General features: G+C 46.1%; 18 protein-coding genes. 5 read left to right on the top strand and 13 right to left on the bottom strand.

The features are described from left to right. Nucleotides 1-70 precede the first annotated feature (70 nt). Both oadA and ACIGBN_RS00330 read right to left on the bottom strand, forming a co-directional pair. Nucleotides 71-1882 (bottom strand): sodium-extruding oxaloacetate decarboxylase subunit alpha, encoded by a 1812-nt coding sequence (gene oadA, locus ACIGBN_RS00335; RefSeq protein WP_396662992.1) that lies wholly within the window; start codon nucleotides 1880-1882, stop codon nucleotides 71-73. Nucleotides 1883-1900: 18 nt separating this feature from the next. Beyond that, nucleotides 1901-3316, bottom strand: a complete 1416-nt coding sequence (locus ACIGBN_RS00330; RefSeq protein ID WP_133002014.1) for an acetyl-CoA carboxylase biotin carboxylase subunit — start codon at nucleotides 3314-3316, stop codon at nucleotides 1901-1903. Nucleotides 3317-3437: 121 nt separating this feature from the next. On the opposite strand from ACIGBN_RS00330, the gene ACIGBN_RS00325 reads away from it, so the two are divergent. Continuing rightward, on the top strand, nucleotides 3438-4391 hold the full coding sequence (locus tag ACIGBN_RS00325) for a LysR family transcriptional regulator (RefSeq protein ID WP_133002015.1): 954 nt from the start codon (nucleotides 3438-3440) through the stop codon (nucleotides 4389-4391). Here the strand turns inward: ACIGBN_RS00325 and ACIGBN_RS00320 are convergent. Both ACIGBN_RS00320 and ada read right to left on the bottom strand, forming a co-directional pair. After that, complete coding sequence (locus tag ACIGBN_RS00320) at nucleotides 4385-5290, bottom strand: DNA-3-methyladenine glycosylase family protein (RefSeq protein WP_396662990.1); 906 nt, start codon at nucleotides 5288-5290, stop codon at nucleotides 4385-4387. The genes ACIGBN_RS00325 and ACIGBN_RS00320 overlap by 7 nt on opposite strands. A gap of 8 nt (nucleotides 5291-5298) precedes the next feature. Continuing rightward, on the bottom strand, nucleotides 5299-6414 hold the full coding sequence (ada, locus tag ACIGBN_RS00315) for a bifunctional DNA-binding transcriptional regulator/O6-methylguanine-DNA methyltransferase Ada (RefSeq protein ID WP_396662988.1): 1116 nt from the start codon (nucleotides 6412-6414) through the stop codon (nucleotides 5299-5301). A gap of 292 nt (nucleotides 6415-6706) precedes the next feature. On the opposite strand from ada, the gene ACIGBN_RS00310 reads away from it, so the two are divergent. After that, entirely contained in the window at nucleotides 6707-8017 is a 1311-nt protein-coding gene (locus ACIGBN_RS00310) for a methyl-accepting chemotaxis protein (protein WP_396662986.1), read from the top strand. A gap of 77 nt (nucleotides 8018-8094) precedes the next feature. Here ACIGBN_RS00310 and ACIGBN_RS00305 read toward each other — a convergent pair whose 3' ends face one another. From ACIGBN_RS00305 to ACIGBN_RS00270, 8 genes are all read right to left on the bottom strand, one after another. Further along, nucleotides 8095-8949, bottom strand: coding sequence for a class III extradiol dioxygenase family protein (locus tag ACIGBN_RS00305; protein WP_133002019.1), 855 nt, complete (start codon nucleotides 8947-8949; stop codon nucleotides 8095-8097). Beyond that, entirely contained in the window at nucleotides 8949-9311 is a 363-nt protein-coding gene (locus tag ACIGBN_RS00300; RefSeq protein ID WP_133002020.1) for a protocatechuate 4,5-dioxygenase subunit alpha, read from the bottom strand. Before ACIGBN_RS00300 ends, ACIGBN_RS00305 begins: the two co-directional genes overlap by 1 nt. Nucleotides 9312-9359: 48 nt before the next feature. Beyond that, nucleotides 9360-10232, bottom strand: a complete 873-nt coding sequence (locus ACIGBN_RS00295) for an amidohydrolase family protein (RefSeq protein WP_207923323.1) — start codon at nucleotides 10230-10232, stop codon at nucleotides 9360-9362. Nucleotides 10233-10274: 42 nt separating this feature from the next. Further along, nucleotides 10275-11351 (bottom strand): 4-oxalomesaconate tautomerase, encoded by a 1077-nt coding sequence (locus tag ACIGBN_RS00290; protein WP_396662983.1) that lies wholly within the window; start codon nucleotides 11349-11351, stop codon nucleotides 10275-10277. Next, the gene (locus ACIGBN_RS00285) at nucleotides 11344-12021 is read right to left on the bottom strand and encodes a 4-carboxy-4-hydroxy-2-oxoadipate aldolase/oxaloacetate decarboxylase (protein ID WP_396662981.1); all 678 of its coding nucleotides are present in this window, start codon (nucleotides 12019-12021) and stop codon (nucleotides 11344-11346) included. The genes ACIGBN_RS00290 and ACIGBN_RS00285 overlap by 8 nt, the downstream gene beginning before the upstream one ends. Before the next feature lie 10 nt (nucleotides 12022-12031). Next, on the bottom strand, nucleotides 12032-13039 hold the full coding sequence (locus ACIGBN_RS00280) for an amidohydrolase family protein (RefSeq protein WP_396662979.1): 1008 nt from the start codon (nucleotides 13037-13039) through the stop codon (nucleotides 12032-12034). Between the two features lie 531 nt (nucleotides 13040-13570). Further along, the gene (locus tag ACIGBN_RS00275) at nucleotides 13571-14050 is read right to left on the bottom strand and encodes a peroxiredoxin (RefSeq protein ID WP_133002024.1); all 480 of its coding nucleotides are present in this window, start codon (nucleotides 14048-14050) and stop codon (nucleotides 13571-13573) included. Between the two features lie 83 nt (nucleotides 14051-14133). Next, complete coding sequence (locus ACIGBN_RS00270; RefSeq protein ID WP_133002025.1) at nucleotides 14134-16110, bottom strand: methyl-accepting chemotaxis protein; 1977 nt, start codon at nucleotides 16108-16110, stop codon at nucleotides 14134-14136. 221 nt (nucleotides 16111-16331) lie between these two features. Here ACIGBN_RS00270 and ACIGBN_RS00265 point away from each other — a divergent pair, with 221 nt between their 5' ends. The 3 genes from ACIGBN_RS00265 to ACIGBN_RS00255 all read left to right on the top strand — a co-directional run bounded on the left by ACIGBN_RS00265 (nucleotide 16332) and on the right by ACIGBN_RS00255 (nucleotide 18960). Next, nucleotides 16332-17783 (top strand): PLP-dependent aminotransferase family protein, encoded by a 1452-nt coding sequence (locus tag ACIGBN_RS00265; protein WP_396662976.1) that lies wholly within the window; start codon nucleotides 16332-16334, stop codon nucleotides 17781-17783. Nucleotides 17784-18024: 241 nt separating this feature from the next. Beyond that, a complete protein-coding gene (locus ACIGBN_RS00260; RefSeq protein WP_133002027.1) occupies nucleotides 18025-18435 on the top strand; it encodes a PilZ domain-containing protein in 411 nt (136 codons plus the stop codon). A 9-nt stretch (nucleotides 18436-18444) separates the two neighbouring features. Then, on the top strand, nucleotides 18445-18960 hold the full coding sequence (locus ACIGBN_RS00255; RefSeq protein ID WP_396662973.1) for a DUF501 domain-containing protein: 516 nt from the start codon (nucleotides 18445-18447) through the stop codon (nucleotides 18958-18960). A 122-nt stretch (nucleotides 18961-19082) separates the two neighbouring features. On the opposite strand, the gene glpK is transcribed toward ACIGBN_RS00255, so the two are convergent. Continuing rightward, complete coding sequence (gene glpK, locus ACIGBN_RS00250; RefSeq protein WP_133002029.1) at nucleotides 19083-20573, bottom strand: glycerol kinase GlpK; 1491 nt, start codon at nucleotides 20571-20573, stop codon at nucleotides 19083-19085. Nucleotides 20574-20625: the final 52 nt, after the last annotated feature.

The raw sequence follows: 20625 nt of genomic DNA, 5'->3' as shown, positions 1-20625 counted from the left end.
ACCAAAATAGGCGTCTCAAACAAGATCGAGGTCAACCTATTCGGTTTGAGGAAGCATAATCCAGCGCTTCCTAGACAATTTCAATCAGCATCTCGCCTGGCGTTACTCGATCACCCTTAGCCACGCAAACGGATTTCACCGTACCCGCGACATTGGCGTGCACTTCGGTTTCCATTTTCATCGCCTCTGTTATCAATACCGCTTGGCCTGCTGTTACGGTATCGCCTTCGGCGACCAACACATCAATGATGTTTCCTGGCATAGCGGCGCTAACATGACCAGGCTCCGTTGCTTTCGAGCGGCCGCTGCCGCCTTCAGAAACGTACTCATTCAAAGATTCAAAGACAACTTCTTCAGGCATGCCATCAAGAGACAAATACAGCTTGCGCTTGCCCGCACCAAAGTCACCCACACCGGTAATTTCAACGTCATAAACTTCGCCATGCACATCAATCTTAAACTCGGTGGCCAAACCACCCGACGCAGCAGCACTGCCCGCTTGTTCAGGCGGCAATAAGGCTTCTGGCGCTAATGTGCCATCGGCACGCTGCTGTAAAAATTCACGACCTAGCTCTGGGAACATAGCGTACGTCAGTACGTCTTCTTCTGTTTTCGCCAGTTCACCAATGTCTTGGCGCAACTTGTACAACTCTGGAGCTAATGAATCCGCTGGGCGGTTTTCATTCACGCTTTCGTTGCCCACTGCTTTCTTCTGTACTTCAGCATTGACGGCGGCTGGCGGTTGACCGTATCCCCCCAACAAATAGCGTTTCACTTCATTTGTGATGGTTTTATAACGCTGACCAGCCAATACGTTGTATACAGCTTGAGTGCCTACGATTTGTGATGTTGGTGTCACCAATGGCGGGAAACCAAGGTCTTCGCGGACTCGAGGGATTTCGGCAAACACATCACGGATTTTATCCAGTGCGTTTTGCTCTTTCAGCTGATTCGCCAAGTTAGACATCATGCCGCCTGGCACTTGGTTGATCTGTACCGACACGTCTTCACGCGTAAATTCACTTTCAAATTGATGGTACTTTTTACGCACTTCACGAAAGTAATCTGCAATCTCTGACAACAACGTTAGATCCAAACCGGTGTCGTATTCTGTGCCTTTCAATGCCGCAACTTGAGATTCTGTCGCTGGGTGACTGGTGCCACCAGCAAAAGAAGAAATCGCGGTGTCGATGCGATCCGCACCCGCTTCAATCGCTTTTAATTGGCACAAGGGCGCCAAACCAGAAGTGGAATGACCGTGTACCGCTAGCGGTAAATCGACCGCCGCTTTAATCGCTTTGACCAAATCGTACGTCGCATAAGGCGTCAATAACCCCGCCATGTCTTTAATCGCAATCGAGTCCGCGCCCATGGCTTGCATGGCTTTCGCTTGCTCAACAAACAATTCAGCATTATGCACAGGGCTCGTGGTATAGCAGATGGTACCTTGTGCGTGCTTGCCGGCTTTTTTAACCGCTTTCATTGCGGTTTCGATATTACGCAAATCATTCAATGCATCAAATACACGGAAAACATCGACCCCATTATCAGCCGCTTTTTGGACAAAAGCTTCTACTACGTCATCCGCATAATGGCGATAGCCCAATAAATTTTGACCGCGCAGCAACATTTGCAAACGAGTGTTCGGCAACGCTTCTTTTAGTTGGCGTAAACGCTCCCATGGATCTTCTTTTAAAAATCGAACGCAGGCATCAAAAGTAGCACCACCCCAAACTTCTAAAGACCAAAAGCCAACCTTATCGAGCTTCTCACAAATGGGCAGCATGTCTTCGGTACGCATCCGTGTAGCAATAAGTGATTGATGCGCATCACGCAGAGTAACGTCCGTGATTTCTACTTTTGTTTTGTTAATTTGACTCATGTTCCTTCCTCCTGCGGATTATCGACCAAGGTGTGCGGCAAGGGCCGCGGCTAATACAAGCGCAATATCACTTGGATGGCGTTTTACGGAATAATTTAATAGTTCTGGATGCGCGGGCACAAAGCTCGTGTTGAACTCACCTTTAATGAAATCTGGGTGTTTTAAAATTTCTTGGTAATAGTTGGCTGTGGTCTTAATGCCATGCAAACGCATGTCATCGATGGCACGACGACCACGAGCAATCATTTCTTCCCAAGTGAGAGCCCAAACCACCAGCTTCAAACACATGGAATCAAAGTACGGTGGAATTTCATAACCGGTATAAATCGCGGTATCCACTCGAACCCCAGGACCACCTGGCGCGTAATAATGGGTAATTCGTCCAAAGCTTGGCAAAAAGTCATTTTTAGGGTCTTCGGCATTGATCCGAAACTGCATCGCATACCCTGTGTAGCTGATGTCTTCTTGGCGAAAACTTAGCGTTAAACCAGAGGCAATACGCAATTGCTCACGCACAATGTCCACACCGGTGATTTGCTCAGTAATGGTGTGCTCTACCTGAACACGAGTGTTCATTTCCATAAAGTAGATTTCATTGCCCGATAGCAAAAATTCAACGGTACCAGCGTTTTCATACCCCACCGCTTGGGCAGCGGTAACCGCAAGATTACCAATGTATTGTCGCTGCTCTGGGGTCAATTGTGGGCTAGGCGCAATCTCAATCAGTTTCTGATTACGTCGCTGAATAGAACAGTCACGCTCATAAAGGTGAATCACATTGCCTTGAGAGTCGGCCAAAATTTGCACTTCGATATGGCAAGGGTCAACAATGCATTTCTCAAGAAAAACTTCAGCAGAACCAAACGCTTTGGTGGCTTCAGAAATAACTCGAGGGTATTGGCTAATCAGTTCTTCTGGTGAGTCACAACGGCGAATACCGCGACCACCACCACCTGATGTGGCTTTAATCATCACTGGGTAACCAAATTTACCCGCAAGTGATAACGCCTCATCAAGGTCTTTTAAATTTCCTTCCGAGCCAGGAGTAACCGGAACGCCCGCTGCACGCATGCTATCGCGTGCTTGGGTTTTATCCCCCATTTTGTTGATCACACTGGATTTAGGCCCGATAAACACTATGCCTTTTTGCTCACACAACTCGGCGAAATGTGCATTCTCAGATAAGAAACCATAACCTGGATGGATCGCATCACAGCCAGTTTCTACCGCTAAATTGACGATGCGTAGAGGATCCAAATAACCAGCGAGAGGGTCATCGCCTAATGAATAGGATTCATCCGCGCGCTTAACATGCAATGCATAACGATCCGGCTCGGTGAAAATAGCCACTGAGCGAATATCAGACTCTGAACATGCACGTATAATACGAACCGCGATCTCACCACGGTTAGCGATCAACACTTTCTTTAACATGGGTCACTCCTTAACTTGGTGAACATTTAGCCTACTCAAAGAAATACAAAAGTAAAAATTGATATTTCAAAGGTTATCTATAAGGTATACGTGATGGATAAAAAGAAAAATAGGAAGAAAAATGTCATCGTCCGTTCAAAATATAGCCAATCGATTAACATTTAGGCAGCTTCAGGTTTTCAATAGCGTTTATGAGCTCAGCAGCTACAGTCGTGCTGGTGACATGCTTGGCTTGAGCCAACCTGCGGTCAGCAACCAAATTCGCCAATTAGAACAAACGATCGAGCAGCCTTTATTCGAATATGTTGGTCGCCAACTGTACAGCACCGCCATCGCCAAACGCTTAGCCGAGTGTACATTTGCGGTCTTTAATGAAGTACAACGCTTTCAAAATGACTTGGCCGCTGAAACCGGTTTAGTCTCAGGGGAATTGAAATTGGTCGCCGTCAGCACAGCACAATACATAGTGCCGTACTTACTGAAAGCCTACAGCAGCCTAAACCCAAATGTGACCATTTCTCTCGATGTGGTTAACCGAACTCAAGCCATTGAGCGACTCGAAAAGAACCGCGCTGAATTGACGATTATGGGCATGGTGCCAAACGATAAGCCCATGCTGAGTATTCCTTTTTTGGGCAACGAAATGATTGCTGTTGTGCCTAAAAACCATCCATTACTAGAGCACAAAAATGACGTCACCTTGGCACTCTTTTTAGAGCACACATTGCTGTTGAGGGAGCTTGGGTCGGGCAGCCGTTTGGCGTTGGAATTGCACTGTCAGAAACAGCGAGTGCGTTTTCAAAATAAAATGATTATGGGCTCAAACGATGCCATCAAACACTCGGTTATTGCCGGCTTAGGCGTAGCGGTATTACCACGTTTAGGGGTGCTCTCTGAGTTAGCCTTAGGCACCCTAGTAGAGCTGCCAATTAAAGATTTCCCCTTACGCCGGTCTTGGTGTTTGGTCAGCCCTCAAGGTCAGCACCCAACACCAACCATGCGCTCTTTTATTGATTATGTGCAGCAGAACATTGGTCAATTTGAAGCCATGTTCCAACGCCTGATGAGTCAATAACCAGACGCCAAATCCATCGACCACAAATGCGCGCCAACCAAGGCTCGCCATGGTGAATAGTCGGCCAACCATTGCTCGGTCGCCTTAGCGTCTAACGGCGCTGGCGATTTGAGCAAAGCGGATAAATTTCGGCGTACAGCAACATCCCCATGCAGAGAACCATCAAGCCAACTAAACCCTCGTAATAGTCCATAACTGACCGTCCAAGGACCAATGCCTTTCAGCGCCAGCAACTGCTCGGTTAATGCGTTTATCGAGTGTCGATCCGTTCGCTGTGGCCACACCAACTTTCCCTGACAAATTTGTTCAGATAAAAGCAACAAGCTGGCCGCTTTGGTTTTCGAAAAGCCCGTCGCTTGTAACACCTCTGGAGGGATATTTTGTAGCGACTCTGCCGTCGGATAACACAAGAGCCCACTTGGATGAGCCACACCAAATGCCTGAATAAAACGGCGACGTATTGAGATGGCCGCATTAACACTGATTTGCTGACCAATAATCGCCCAACTAAAGGCTTCAAATGGTGACGCGCTTTGCGGAATACGCAGCCCTTTTTGCTGTTTAACCAAAGCGGAAAATGGCGTATTTTTCGCCATACAGACGGCTTCAAATTCGTCAATATTCTGATCCAGTCCCAGCATATGATCCGCCAATATAGACACTTCATCGGCGTCAATACTCGCATCCTCACCCACGCAGTCTAGGGTGACAGCCACGCTCTCGGTTTCACAGAAATCAAACCTAATTAGCGCAGGAATAGAATGCCAAAAAATCCCTTTTTCAATGACATTTTCCATACACCGCTCTGCGACTGAGTCTTTATCACGGCGATGAAAAGCCAAAAAGTCTTGACGATGAAAATGGCTCGGAAGCGGTCTAATCAGTGTCGCGGTTGTCATAATATTCCTTAATAACGGGATTCGCGTTCTAACAAGGCTTTTTTACGTGCCAGCCCCCAGCGATAACCCGCCAACAAGCCCCCTTTGCGAAGTACTCGGTGACAAGGAATCAACAAAGCAATCTTATTCGCGGCACACGCGGTGGCAACCGCTCGCACAGAGTTTGGCTTGCCTATTAATTCGGCCACCTCACTATAGGTACGAGTTTCTCCTCGTGGAATCGTTCGCAATGCTTGCCAAACCTGTTGCTGAAAAAGCGTCCCTTGGGTATCTAGTGGCAAACTACTGGCTTCCCACGAAGCCGAATTCACCTGCTTAATCACCGCCGAGAACCAGCCTTTCCACCCCCCAGTATCCTGGTCTTGTTGTGTGGATAGGGTACTGACATCCAATAAATTCGCCGCAGAAAACTGAGTGGTAAATTCTGCCAGCAATGCTTCTTCATCGTCTCCTAAACTCACGGCACACAGCCCTTTTTCGGTGGCGGCCATCAAACAAAACCCTAACGAAGTGGAAACCAACTGATAGTGTATTTCTTGCTCTGAGGTCATTGTTTTTCCTGTTTTTATGTCTGCTCTTGGTTGTGCGGCTTTAGTTGCCGTCAAGATGCCCATTTTTTTCACCTCGGAATAATAATGGCTGGTAGAGGCAAAACCTGCTTGATGGGCTGCTTGCGTAATGGATTGCGGCGCTGACAATGCCTTTTGCACTCGCTGTATTCTAATCTGACGTGAATAGGCTTTGGGACTCATCCCCATTTCGGCTTTGAATACGCGCTGCAAATACGCAGGACTCCAGCCAACGGAACGAGACAATTGATCTAAAGTCGGCGACGATTCTGCTGTCTCAATCATACGACACATGGCGCTGACCTTCTGATGGATCAAAGACCCCTCTTCATTGGAGTCTGGCCGACATCGCTTACAAGCTCGAAACCCCGCTTCAATGGCACTCGCCGTGCTATCAAAAAAACGCACATTCTCAATTAACGGCTGACGAGATGCACAATCAGGGCGGCAATAAATACCCGTCGATAGCACACCATAAAAAAAATGCCCGACCGCCTGTGAATCTCGGCGGCGAATGGCTTGGTACCTTGCTTGAAAAGTCGGATAGCTCTGCATGGGATGGTTATGCCTCACTCTCATTCTGCGCCACATAGGTCTACCAGCATAAAGGCTTCTTTTTGGCTCAGCACTCTAAATCTTGCTTTGTAATTATAAGTAACAAAAAAGTGACAAAAACCGGTGACTTTGTCATTTTTGAATGAGAATTTCTTTTTTTTGTCACCTTTTTAAACAAAAAAACAGCATCAATCACGCTGAATGTTTTTTATACTAGCCAAATCGATGTAGGAATTAGCCTACAAGAAAAAGTTATAAAACCTTACCGTTAATAGAGATGAAAAGGACTATTATGTTTTTTAAAAAAAGAGACAACACCGCCGCCCTTAAAGAGCAGGCCCTTGCGGAGTTGAATCACGCCTTTATCAGCTCACTACAGAAACACTGCGCTATTATTAGCTTCACCCCTGACGGTAAGATTCTAGAAGCCAACCCTCTTTTTCTGAGTGCGACGGGTTATACGCTAGAAGAAATCCAGCACAGACACCACTCAATATTTTGTCTTGAAAGCCTAATCAAAGCGCCTGAATACGCACTTTTCTGGCAAAATTTGGCCGCGGGAAAAAGCCAAAAAGGTACCTTTCAGCGGAGACGCAAAGACGGCTCAGATCTTTGGTTAGAGGCGACTTATGTGCCCATCGAATTGGATGGAAAAGTCGTTAAAATCATCAAAACAGCCAATGACATTACCAAAGAAAAAAGCCAAGCAGACAAGCAAAAAGCCGTTTATAAAGCCATTGATCGATCTTCAGCCCTCATTGAGTTTTCTCCTGACGGTATCATTCAGTACGCGAATAAAAACTTTTTAAAAACCATGGGATACAGCGCTAAGCAAGAAGTCATAGGCAAGCATCACAGCATGTTCTGCCTTGACGAATTTTACGCATCCAATCCAAATTTTTGGCAACAACTTACGGCGGGCGAATTTAAGACAGGTCAATTTTTACGCATTGATAAACAGGGTAATAAAGTGTGGTTAGAAGCCAGCTACAACCCCATCTTTGATGATCAAAACAAGGTAATTAAGGTGGTAAAATTAGCCTCTGACATTACCGATCGGGTGTTGACCCAAATGGCAATACAGAGCGCAGCTGAAGTCGCTTATAGCACCTCCACCCAAACCGCTAAAGTATCTGAAAATGGCGTTCATATTTTACAGAATACGGTTAACACGTCGGATAAAATCATCACCGAAATCAACCAGTCTACGGACTTAATTGAGCAACTAAACAAGCAATCAGAGAACATAGCCAAGATAGTCACGACCATTGCCTCAATCGCTGATCAAACTAACTTATTGGCACTGAATGCTGCGATTGAAGCCGCGCGAGCCGGTGAGCATGGACGAGGATTTGCCGTGGTTGCCGATGAAGTCAGGACACTTGCTTCGCGAACCAGTACGTCTACCGTTGAAATAGAAGCCATGGTCGCACAAAACAGCGAGCTTACCCGTAAAGCGAAAAATAGCATGGGGAGCATTCGAAGTTATTCTAGCGAGAGTGCCGAGCTAATTAGCCAAGCATCAGATATTATTGATGAAATTTTGACTGGCGCTGAACATGTTTCAGAAACCGTTAATAAGCTACTGAAAAGCTCTAACTAATCGCCAAAGCAGGAGAGAGAGGCTGTCGGCGTCTTTCCCCTGCTTATTCGTCTTTTTCTTAACAATGAAAGCCGTGCTTATTCTCGTACTGGCATCTCATGCTCAAGTAACAATAACCCCGCGCCGGTATTTGAAATCGGAGCGTGGTAGTTACGATGAAGCTCTGTCACCTTGCCACGCAATACACCACGCATCGCAATCCACATATTCAGCTCAACCGTTTGTGCGCCACCCTTCTTAACCAAATCCATGTTGGTGTACTGGGCCAATGCTTCTGGGTTGGTGACTAGGGTATCCATGCACTCAAGATCAAATTGACGATTTAACGTACCTGCCGCTTCACCATCTAGTTGGTGAGACATACCACCAGTACCGAAAATAGCGACTTTTAAATCCCCATCATAAGACTCAATCGCCTTGCCGATGGCTTGGCCTAATGCATAGCAGCGCTTCGGTTGCGGCATTGGGTATTGCTCACAATTAATGCACACGGGAATCACTTTAACATGGCCGTAATCGTTGCCTGGCCACATCAAACTCAACGGCACCGTCAAACCATGATCCACCTTCATTTCTTGGCAAATCGTCATGTCAAAGCCATCGTCTACTAGGCTGTTGGCTATATGCCAAGACAGATCAGATTCACCGGTAACAGGAGGTATTGTGGCAATCCCCCAGCCCTCATCAGAGTTATGGTATTCATCGGCAACCCCCATCGCGAAGGTGGGTTTTTTATCAATAAAAAACTCCAATCCATGATCGTTATAGAACAACACAATGACATCTGGTTTTTTTTCGTTGAGCCATTTTCGAACCGGTGGGTAGCCATCAAAAAAGGGCTTCCAGTAAGGCGTTTGCTCTTGCTTATTGGCCATTGCATTCGCAATCGCTGGAATATGAGAGGTGGTTACTGCCCCTATAATCGTTGCCATTAGATTTCTCCCGATCCACGTTTTTCTAGCATTTCTTTAAACGCTTCAAGGCTTTGCCCACTTTGAATCGCACCAATATCCTGCATGTTTAACTTTAATAGACCGGCAAACTTTGCCACGTAATAAATGCTGCCGCCTTCTTGCAACAAGCCAATAATATTACGCTCATGAATGGCTTTAATTTGCTTTTCATTCAGACCAAATTTGGCGCAATAAGCATCAGGATCACGAATAAACTCATCCCGTGCAGATTGCTCGTTAAATGAAAAACACATTTTGTTTAAGCCATACCCTTTTTTTGCCATCTGACCATTAAACAGATAGGTGCCTGGTATCGGCTGACTTGGATCGTTTTGGGACATGACATAAACCTTTGTAGGTCTTACTGTGTCGTGACATTTTACCGGCCGCTAGGACCAGTAAAGTCGCATAGGATTGTCAACCAGCAAGGCTTTCTGCAGGTCTGCTGTCGGTGCGATATGTGGAATAACATCGACCAAGTGACCATCGTCTGGCACATGCACCTTCATATTAGGATGAGGCCAATCTGTGCCCCACAAAACACGCTGCGGAAAAGCGTCTACCAGGGTACGGGCGAAGGGAACCACATCTGAATAATCTGGCGCATGAAGCGTTAAACGCTCAGGACAACTCACTTTACACCAGACATTATCATTCTCGGCCATAAAGTTAATAAAACGTTTAAAATCAGGATGATCCACCCCATTTGCTACGTTCGGCGTCCCCATGTGATCGACCACAATGGTGGTGTTCAATGCTTTTAAAAAAGGAATCAACTCGGCTAAATCTGCGGCTTCAAAATACACCACAATATGCCAGCCAAATGGTCTGATTTTTTCAGCAATGGAGAAAAACACTTCTTTTGGCGTGCTATCGACTAGGCGTTTTACAAAGTTAAAACGCACCCCACGCACACCCGCAGCATGCATTTCTTTTAGCTCGTTTTCGGTAATAGAATCATCGACAAACGCCACGCCACGCGCCAGCTCACCAGCACTCGTTAAAGCATCAATTAGGGCTGAGTTATCCGTACTGTGGCACGATGCCTGGACAATCACATTACGTGAAAAACCAAGATGATCGCGCAGCGCAAAGAGCTGCTCTTTCGAGGCATCGCAAGGTGTGTATTTGCGTTTCGGGTGGTAAGGAAATTTATCCGCTGGGCCAAAAACGTGACAATGGGCGTCTACTGCACCGGCTGGCACAACAAAAGTGGGCTTGCTTGGCGCAGGGTGAAAAGGAAGATAATCTTTATCCATCATAAGTGCTTACCTATTTATTATTCTTGAAACAAAAAAGCAGCCTTAAAGGCCGTTTTTATGCGTAAATACTTGGCCATCAAAAAGCTTTCTAGCGGTTCTCAGGATCGCGGCTGAACCTATCTCGCCATCCTCTGACTTGTCTAAAATGACGGTCATAGAACCAATTGGATGCTCGACTTCTAACGACATATTTCCCGCTTGCGTGAACACCGCCACTTCTTTAGCCGGCGATCCCTCAAGCACCGCCGCTGTTGCTACACTAACGGCCCCGAGCACACCTATAGAAGCATGGCATCGATGGGGAATAAAGGTTCGCGTCGAGATTGCTCCGCCTTTTGTCGGCGCACTGACCATGGTCATTTTAGGCACTGATTTTGACGTCACATCGCCCAGGTTCATCATAGGTCCAGCTTGCAAGCGGATCGATTCTAACTTCTCTCGCAATGCCTCATTCGCCTCTAAGGTTTCTCGGCTTTCTGTGCCACTAATGCCCATATCTTGTGCGCGCATCACCACAACAGGCATGCCATTATCGATGCAGGTCACTTCAATGCCATCAATCACATCTACCGTGTTACCGGTTGGCAATAAGGCACCACAACTGGAGCCTGCCGTATCCTTAAAAGTAATTGGTAATGCGGCGGAAAAACCTGGAACGCCGTCTATTCTCGCATCGCCTTCGTATTGCACTTCTCCGTCTTTAACCAAGACACGAGCCACTGCAATTTGTCCGGTATTTTGCATAAAAATACGCACAGGAACTTCGCCATCATGATCACCACCAAGCAAACCACGCTCGATCGAAAAAGGCCCAACACCGGCGAGAATATTGCCACAGTTCTGGGCATCACTGACGATAGCCTGATCAACGAAGACCTGTAAAAACAAATAGTCTACGTCCGCATCATCACGCTCTGATTTTTTGATCAAGGCGACTTTCGATGCCAATGGGTCGGCGCCACCAATGCCATCTATCTGACGATCATCTGGTGACCCCATTACGCGCAACAGCAACGCATCCCGAGCCGTCTCATCAGACGGTAAATCGGACGCCAAAAAGTAGGCCCCTTTCGAGGTGCCACCGCGCATCCACATGCATGACACGCCTTGATTAGACATATTTCAAACCCTTCGCCTCTAAGCGAGGACGCATTTCATAGATATCCAATCCTAATTCGCCATTCGCCATTCGCAGGCGTTTTGCTTCTTCATTCACCATGCGAGCGCGGGCTAACTCAAGCACTTCGGCCGCGTTCTCACGACGCACCACCACCACACCGTCATCATCGGCAACGACAACGTCGCCAGCGTTGACAATTTGCTCGGCACAGACAATTTGCACATTGACCGAGCCAACTGTTTCTTTAATCGTGCCTTCTGAGAAAACCGCCTTTGACCACACAGGAAAGTTCATCTGACGCAGATCTCGTGTATCACGAACGCCGCCTTCTATGATCAAACCCACTACGCCACGAGACTGTGCAGACGTCGCCAATAAGTCACCAAAAAAGCCGTGATTTGAAGGGGATGTCGGGGCAAAAACCATCACATCTCCCGCTTGGCATTGCTCGATCGCAACATGCATCATCCAATTGTCTCCGGCTGCACCAGAAATGGTGACGGCCGAACCCGCGATGGTTTTATCCATTTGAATAGGACGCATATAATGCGCTAATAACCCAACTCGACCTTGTGCTTCATGGACGGTCGCTACGCCGCATTCTGCCAAGCCATCGATGACGGATTGTTCTGCGCGTTGAATATGTTGAACCACTTTATTTTCTCTCATGGTAATCCCCTTATGCTTTCAAGCGGCTAAAGACACGACGGGCATTGCCCTCAAAAATATCTTGCTTCTGCGCAGCGCTCAACACTGTGTTGTTGTCGATATAACGCTTGGTGTCGTCGAAGTAATGGCCTGATTCTGGGTCAATACCACGAACAGCCCCAATCATCTCAGAGGCGAATAAAATGTTCTTCGTAGGGATAATATCCAATAACAGATCAATGCCACGCTGGTGATAAACGCAGGTATCAAAGTAGATGTTATTCAACACGCGCTCGGCAAGGTCGAAGCCCTGATCTTGTGCCAAGCCGCGAAAACGTCCCCAGTGGTAAGGTACCGCGCCGCCGCCATGAGGAATGATCACCTTAAGCTCTGGAAAGTCTTTAAACACATCTGACATCATAAGTTGCTGGAACCCCGTGGTATCGGCCCCTAAATAATGCGACCCCGTGGTGTGGAAACAATCATTGCACGCCGCACTGACATGGATCATCGCGGGAATGTCGTATTCGCACATTTTTTCGTAAATCGGGTAAAAAGAACGATCCCCTAGTGACGCATCCTGCCAATGACCGCCGCTCGGATCTGGGTTTAAGTTGATGCCAATGAACCCCATTTGCTCAACAGTACGCACAATTTCAGCCACAGATTTTGCAGGATCAACACCTGGTGATTGAGGAAGCTGAGCAACAGGCGCAAAGTTTTCAGGGAAAAGATCGCACACCCGGCGGATAAGGTCGTTTTGATGTTCCGTCCAATATTGGCTGGTGTGCTCGTTGCCAATGTGATGCCCCATCCAGCTTGCACGAGGAGAGAAAATGGTTAAATCCGTGCCGCGTTCATGCTGTAAGCGAAGCTGGTTATTCACAATACTTTCTCGGATCTCATCATCAGAAACAATGACTTTCCCTTTTTCCCCAACGAAGGAAGGATCTTTAGCAACCTGCTCTTTTTGCTTATCTCGGTATTCACCTACCCCTGGCGGGGTCGTCGTGTAATGACCATGGCAATCTATAATCATGCTACTTTTCTCTGTCTTGTTTTAAGGTAAATAACACCCGCAAAAAGCACATTCCGAAAAGTGGAATACAACCACAACGTCTATGCTGCAAGTGAAAAACGATCCCTGAGTATTGATTTCTACCCGCTCTTTGACCAGTTCAATTTAACTTAAAAGATATTGAGTTTTGATATAGATAGGTTTTTTACTTCTGATGAAATGCTGCTTTTGTGTTTTATCAGAAAGCCTTTGAAGGCAATAACAAGGCAGGAAAAAAATACTTCAATACATTGATTTAATTGAGTTTTATAAGAAGTGATATACACAGAACCAAGCAATGCTGTTTTCTTTGTGGTGATAACTAAGAAGAAACACGATCTGACTGACACATCTGAAGCATTCACTTTTTATGGAGCGAACAATTCATCTCTTTTTAATACACTTAACTCAATACCGACTATGCTGGCGTAGAACGCTCTCGATAATGCTGTATTTAGCCACAAAAAAAGCCGCTTTGAGTGAAGCGGCTTTTTAGCGTAGTGGTGTTCTGCTTTAGATTTGTGTTAGTACGTATTCGGCAGAACTAACCTTATATTCACCAGGCTCATCAAGCCAAAGCTTTTGTACAATACCGTGATCAACCAGCATAGCGTAACGTAAGCTTCGAATGCCCATCTTAGCCGCTGAGATATCCAACTCTAAGCCAAGCGAATGGGTGAATTCAGCCAAGCCATCGGCTGCCATAACAAGGTTCTCAGCATTGTTAGCTTCGCCCCAAGCATTCATCACAAAAACATCATTAACAGACAAACACACGATCTCATCAATGCCTTTTTCTTTAAACGCATCAAAATGAACCACATATCCAGGAAGATGACTTGCGCTACAAGTTGGAGTAAAAGCACCAGGTACTGCAAACATCAGCACCTTTTTTCCTGAGAAAAACTCGGTCACATCAACACTTTCAGGGCCTTCAATACCCATAACTTGAAACTGACCATTAGGCAACATATCCCCAATTTGAACAGCCATAGATACTCTCCATAAAATAATAATGAGCGCATATTACAGGAAAAACGCATCAAATCGGATAAACCCCGTTAAAATGCAATTTATTACACGGTTTTGAATTGTGTTAACAACTGCTTCTGGTGCGTCGCCAACGCAGAAAGTCGGCTGCTGTCCTGCTCACTTTGATCGGCTCCGTGAGTGGCTTGATCCGACATTTCAGAAATTTCATGAATGCTTTTACTGATGTCTTGTGCCACTAGCGATTGTTGCTCAGCCGCCGTAGCGATTTGCGTACTTAAATCTCGAATCTCCGTCATGCCCGCTTGCAGTTCATTGATAGAGACACCAACCGCTCGGGTGTTTTCAACGCTTGAATAAGCCCCATTGCGGCTTTCTTCCATGCTAGACACCGTTTTTTTCACGCTGTGTTGTAACTGGTTAATCACATTCTGAATTTCTTCCGTAGAGCTATGGGTACGAGTGGCAAGCGTTCGTACTTCATCTGCGACAACTGCAAACCCACGTCCATGTTCACCGGCTCGTGCCGCCTCAATCGCTGCATTCAATGCCAATAAATTAGTCTGTTCAGCGATTTCTTGGATCACTTCCAGAATACGACCAATATTTTGTGAGTATTCATCAAGTTGATTCACCACGCCAGTAGACTGCTCAAGCTGACTGGCGAGCAATTCCACCTCTTCAATATTACGGCTCATTTGCTCACGGCTGTCGTTCGCTCGTTGGTCGACGTGCTGAATTTGGCTCAAGGTTATTTCAGAGTTCTTAGCGACCTCCTGCACGGTGGCGGCCATTTCCGTCATCGCAGTGGCCACACTCGAGGTTTGCTCGTTTTGAGCTCGCATCAGCACCTTGGTATCGCCCGCTAAGCGAACATTATTTTGCGCCGACTCGGCAACATCGTTCGATGCGTTATCGATTTCTAACATGACTTGCTGCAGTTTAATGACTAAATCATTCACCCAGCGAGACAAATCGCCAAACTCATCTTTTGTTTTTACTTTACTGCGCTGAGTAAAATCCCCTTCTGAGATTTTGCCCAAAACCGCCATCACCTCATTCAATGGGTTGCGAATACTGCGACTCACCCACACAGTAATGGCAACGGCGATAAGGATGGATATAAGCAAAACAACGCCCATCATCACAGTCGACACAGAAGCGCTTTCTTTGGCCGCCATTTTCGCCTGATCGCGCATTGAAGCGGTGCTGCTGAGTAAAGAGTTGGTGAGTGAATCCACTTTCTCCATGCTAGTAGAAAGCTGCTTGGCAATGACTTCTGCCTCTTGATTCAAACGGATATAGTCATAATAATTATTAATGACACTGTCTTTCTTCTCTATTTCTGTGGTCAGTAACTCAATCGAGTCTTTAATGTCTGGGTTATCCAAATAACTTAACTTGTCATCCAAGCCGGTAAAGGCCTTAGCCATGCTATCCATGATCGATTTCATGTCTTTTAAGTTACTGGAGTCGAAATAGTCGCCGATCGATACTTGTAGGCTTTCTAAACGAATGCGCACATAAGACGCGGCAAACTTAGCGGCTTGCGAATCGCTATCTTCAGCAATGGCCTTGAGGTCATCAATGGTGTAGGAAAGGTCATCTTTAAGATCGAATTTTTTATCTGGAATTTGGTTTCGTAGATTCAGCATGTGCTCATGATTAGCAAACGCGACTTGTGTGTTTTTATAGAAGGCTTGAAGCTGAACTTGCATGTTTGCTAGCAGATCTGCCATTTCAGGGTGCGAATTGACCTCTTGCTGCAACTCTGTTGAAAGACCATCAATGGCCTTTTTATGCTGTTCAAACGATTTTTTCAAACCGACTAATGAAGCCGGCGATTTGCTTAATAAATACTGCAACACTGTCGCATTCGCGAGAGACAGATCATGCCCTAATTCATTACTTTGTGCGGTAATCTTGGCGACATTTCCTGTTATATCATCAAGATTATCCTCAATTTGTTTAATTCCAGTAAAACCCGAGGCGGCAATCACCAGCAACAACAATAACAGGACACCAAAACCCAATAGGATTCTTTGGATGACAGACAGTGACATAACTAACCTCTAGCAATGGAATTGATCTTCATATTACGTGCATAAATCACACCATATATTGGCAGAAAACTGACCTGATAGACAAATGATATCCCATGAAACTTTTGCTTCAGCCCCATAAACCAAGAAATCATGCTCTCAACCAAGAATGAAGCCATAGGTTTCCCGAAAAGGATCTGCTAAATTCAATTCATAACGACTAACGAGTATCAGCAACCGCTATGGATCAACCTCTCTACGAACAAGTCGCAACGCAGATCGAAAAACAAATTATCGAAGGGACTTTTTTGCCCAACGCCCGCATCCCTTCTCTTCGAAAGTCGAGTAAGCAATTCAACGTCAGCATTGCCACTGTGATGCAAGCTTTTAGCTTATTGGAAGATCGCGGTTTAATTAAAGCTCGGCCCCAAAAAGGCTACTTTGTTCAGAGTAACCAACCAACCGCAGAAACGGCGCACATTGCCCCTAAAAAGTACGATGGCCACATGCACCTACTGCTTAACCAGTTATTGCATGCCTCCCAAGATAAAAATATCGCCCCTTTTGGCGCCGCCATTCCACACAGTGACTTTTTGCCTCTCAAACAATTGCAACGCTCTGTGGTTCGGCTTATGCGGGCAGAGCCCGAGATTTGTTCAACCTATGAATTTACGCCGGGGTCACTGGATCTACGACGACAAATAGCCATTCGCATGCTCGATACTGGGTGCCGCCTTCAAACGGATGACATCACCATCACCCTAGGTTGTCAAAATGCCATCATGCTGGCGCTTCAAGCCACCACCCAACCTGGCGATACCATCGCAATAGAAAGCCCCGCTTATCACGGCGTGTTACAAGCCATCGAAGTATTGCACTTAAAGGCCATTGAAATCCCTTGCTCTGAAACTCTTGGTATCAACCTCCAGCAACTTGAGCACGCGGCACAGCAATGGAAAATAAAAGCCTGCATTGTCACACCAAACAATCAAAACCCAACCGGAGCGACACTCTCTAGGCAAGCCAGAGCCGACTTATTGCGCATAGTGAATCAATACGATATCGCGCTCATCGAAGACGATGTTTATGGCGAATTGGGGTATCAAGACAAACGAGAAAACGCCTTAAAAGCCAATGACACAGCAGGTCGAGTTATTTATTGCAGTTCTTTTTCGAAAAGCATCGCACCTGGGTTTAGGGTCGGCTGGATAGTTGGTGGGCGTTATCAAGATAAAATAGAACATTATGCTTATGTGCAGTCGCTGGCGATTCCAACCGTGACACAAATTGCGATTGCCCACTTTCTGGAGCATGGCGCTTATGACCGCCATTTGCGCAAAACAAGGCAAATTTATCAAACCAATTTGATCCGCTGTCAAAACCTTGTGCTGGAGGCTTTCCCTACAGGGACGAAAGTGTCCCAGCCTACTGGGGGATTTTTACTTTGGGTCACGCTCCCAGACACAGTCGATGCAATGCAACTTTATCAAGAGGCGCTGGCGCAGAAAATTGGCCTATTGCCCGGCCTTGCTTTTAGCCTTTCCAACCAATATGCCCACCATTTAAGGCTCAATTATGCCGTGTTATGGGATGAAAAAAATCTTCAGGCCTTATTGGAATTGGGAAGCTTGGTTCATAGTCTAGAAAATGACGTGCTGACTGATAACGACATTTATCAGCACTCTCCGACATAACTTTTCAAAAATACATGATTTATAACGCATTTTAAGTGGCGAACTGATAAAAAATGGATTACTTCTTAATAGTGTCTGATTAGGGACTTTTTTCTTATAAGCTGAAGTTATGAATGTCTATTTTGCTATCTTAAAATTCGTCTGTACAGCCCGAACAGAAAGCGTACAATTCGCATTCTTTTTTAAACACTCTGCCTTTGTGGCCGATAACTTTAATACTTGAATTAGCTGGCTTGTTGCGATGGAATTTGTTTCACATCCGAAAGACCTTCCTTTAGAGATTACTCTCATAGAGGATCAACCTTTTCCCACTTCTAAGAGGGAAGATGTCGGGTTCGCCGGAATTACATGTTTTGCTGCCCAACACTTTGAAAGTGGACGCTCTGTAAGAATTACATTAGAAGAAATCGACCCTAACTTTTGTGTTACGGGCCGTGTCGTCTGGTGTGACAACGAAAGAGGCGAATACAAGGTAGCAATAGAATTCCCAATCAAAGACGAGTGTTATTGTGTGCGAATGGTTGAGCAGCTGTCTCAAATTGAGCATTATCGCCGCCAAGCGAAGACACAAGGCCGTCGCCTTAACTACAACGAAGCTGCGGCTGAATGGATCCAGAAATTTGCCGCTTCATTCCCCGCATTTATCATTTAAAAGACCTCTATGACCCAATCTCTTTCTCAACGTGATATCGATATTATCACTAGCCAGCTTGGCCGTACGCCAAGCGGCATTAGCGCCATTGCTCATTACTCCCCAAACCGCGTTCCACAAGTACTCGAAATGGAAACTTGGGTGTTTAATCAACCCTTCCCAACCTTGTACTGGCTCTCTAGTAAAGCCATTGATAAAGCGCTTGCTAAAATCGAAAGCCAAGGCGTGGTAAAAGAGCTAGAACAGCGCATTAAAGACGACGCAGCATTGCGCGAAGCACATCACAATTCACATCGTGATTATATTGCTCGACGTTGGACTGCGATGAGTGACGAGCACAAAGCCATTATTGAAGAAAAAGGCTTTAAACCGTTATTTGAAGAGCTCGGTATTGGTGGTATCAAAAACTGGGATCAAGTTCGTTGCTTACACATGCAATACGCCCATCACCTAGCAGGCGATAATGTCATTGGTCGCATTCTGGATGAAGAATACGACATACGAAGCATCGCCGACGCAGAATAAACGCCGTCAAAACAAGCGCCATAAAACACGCTATCGCTTGGCATAGACAATAAAAAACCAGACTAAGTGTGAAAGCTTGAGTCTGGTTTTTTTTCGTTTTTGCTCACGCGATGATAAGCCCTTTATTCTTCAGGGCGTGTACGGACTCGATTGACGGCTTCTTGCCAGCCTGCGTATAGTTTTTCGCCCGTGCCCTGCTCCATACTAGGTTCAAAGCGTTTTTCGGCTTGCCATAAATCCGTAATTGCCTCTAACGAAGAATAAATCCCCACCTGCAGACCGGCTAAATAGGCCGCGCCTAATGCCGTGGTTTCGGTGATTTTTGGACGCTCTACTTCTACTTCCAATAGGTCACTTAAAAACTGCACCATGACATCGTTAATCACCATGCCACCATCGATGCGCAACGAGCGAAACGTTGCACCATCTTGCGCCATGGCCCCAACCAAATCTTTTGTTTGGTAACACACGGATCGCAATCCAGCACTGACGATGTCCGCCACACTGGTATCACGCGTCAAGCCGATCATAGCGCCCCTGGCATCCGGGTCCCAATAGGGTGCCCCCAAGCCAGTAAACGCTGGCACTAAATACACTGAATCACCATTAAGTGCTTGTTGCGCCAAGCTTTGTGTTTCTTTTGCGTCTTTAAATAGATTTAAACCATCTCGCAACCATTGAATCGCAGCACCGGCCACAAAGATACTGCCTTCTAGCGCGTATGTGACCTTGCCGTTTAAGCGATAACCCACGGTGGTGAGCAGTTTGTTTTCTGAGCGTAATGGTTTATCGCCGGTGTTCAAAATAAGAAAACAGCCGGTTCCATAGGTGCTTTTCACCATGCCAGGTTTAAAGCATGCTTGGCCTATTAAAGCCGCTTGCTGATCTCCCGCCATGCCATTTACAGGAATACTGGCACCCAGCCACTCTTCATCGATCTCGCCAAAATCCGCGCTGCAATCCATCACTTCTGGTAAGAGCACATTCTCAATACCAAGGGCTTTAATCAATTCCTGATCCCACTCCTGCGTATGAATATTAAACGCCATGGTGCGAGCCGCATTGGTTGCATCCGTTTTATGGGATTGGCCTTTGGTTAGGCGCCATAATAAGAAACTGTCGACCGTTCCGAAGGCAAGCTTGTGTTGTTCCGCTTTGTCTTTTGCCCCTTCGACGTTGTCTAATATCCAACGAATTTTGGTCGCAGAAAAATAAGGGTCTATGAGCAATCCCGTTTTATTCTGAACGCTTTCGCTCAGCCCTTGTTGATGCAGCATTTGACAGAATTCACTGGTTCGTCGATCTTGCCATACAATGGCGTTATAAACAGCTTCTCCGGTTTCAATATCCCAGAGAATGGTGGTTTCTCGTTGGTTGGTAATACCGATACTGGCTACCGATTTTGCATCGATACCTGTATCCTTGAGAACAGAACGACAGACGCTTAAAGTGGATGTCCATATATCTTCAGGATCATGCTCCACCCAACCATCATGAGGGAAATGCTGCGCAAACTCTTGTTGTGATTGACCTACTCGCTGCCCTAATTCATCAAATAGAATTGCACGAGAACTGGTGGTGCCTTGATCAATCGCAAGAATATATTTTTTCATAGGAAAGGCTCTTTTAGGTCACTGTCATCCGGCATAAGAATCGCGCCTGAGA

The organism is Marinomonas sp. NPDC078689 (assembly GCF_044542435.1).
Classification (GTDB): Bacteria; Pseudomonadota; Gammaproteobacteria; order Pseudomonadales; family Marinomonadaceae; genus Marinomonas; species Marinomonas arenicola.
This window is presented reverse-complemented; position numbering and strand designations above follow the sequence as displayed.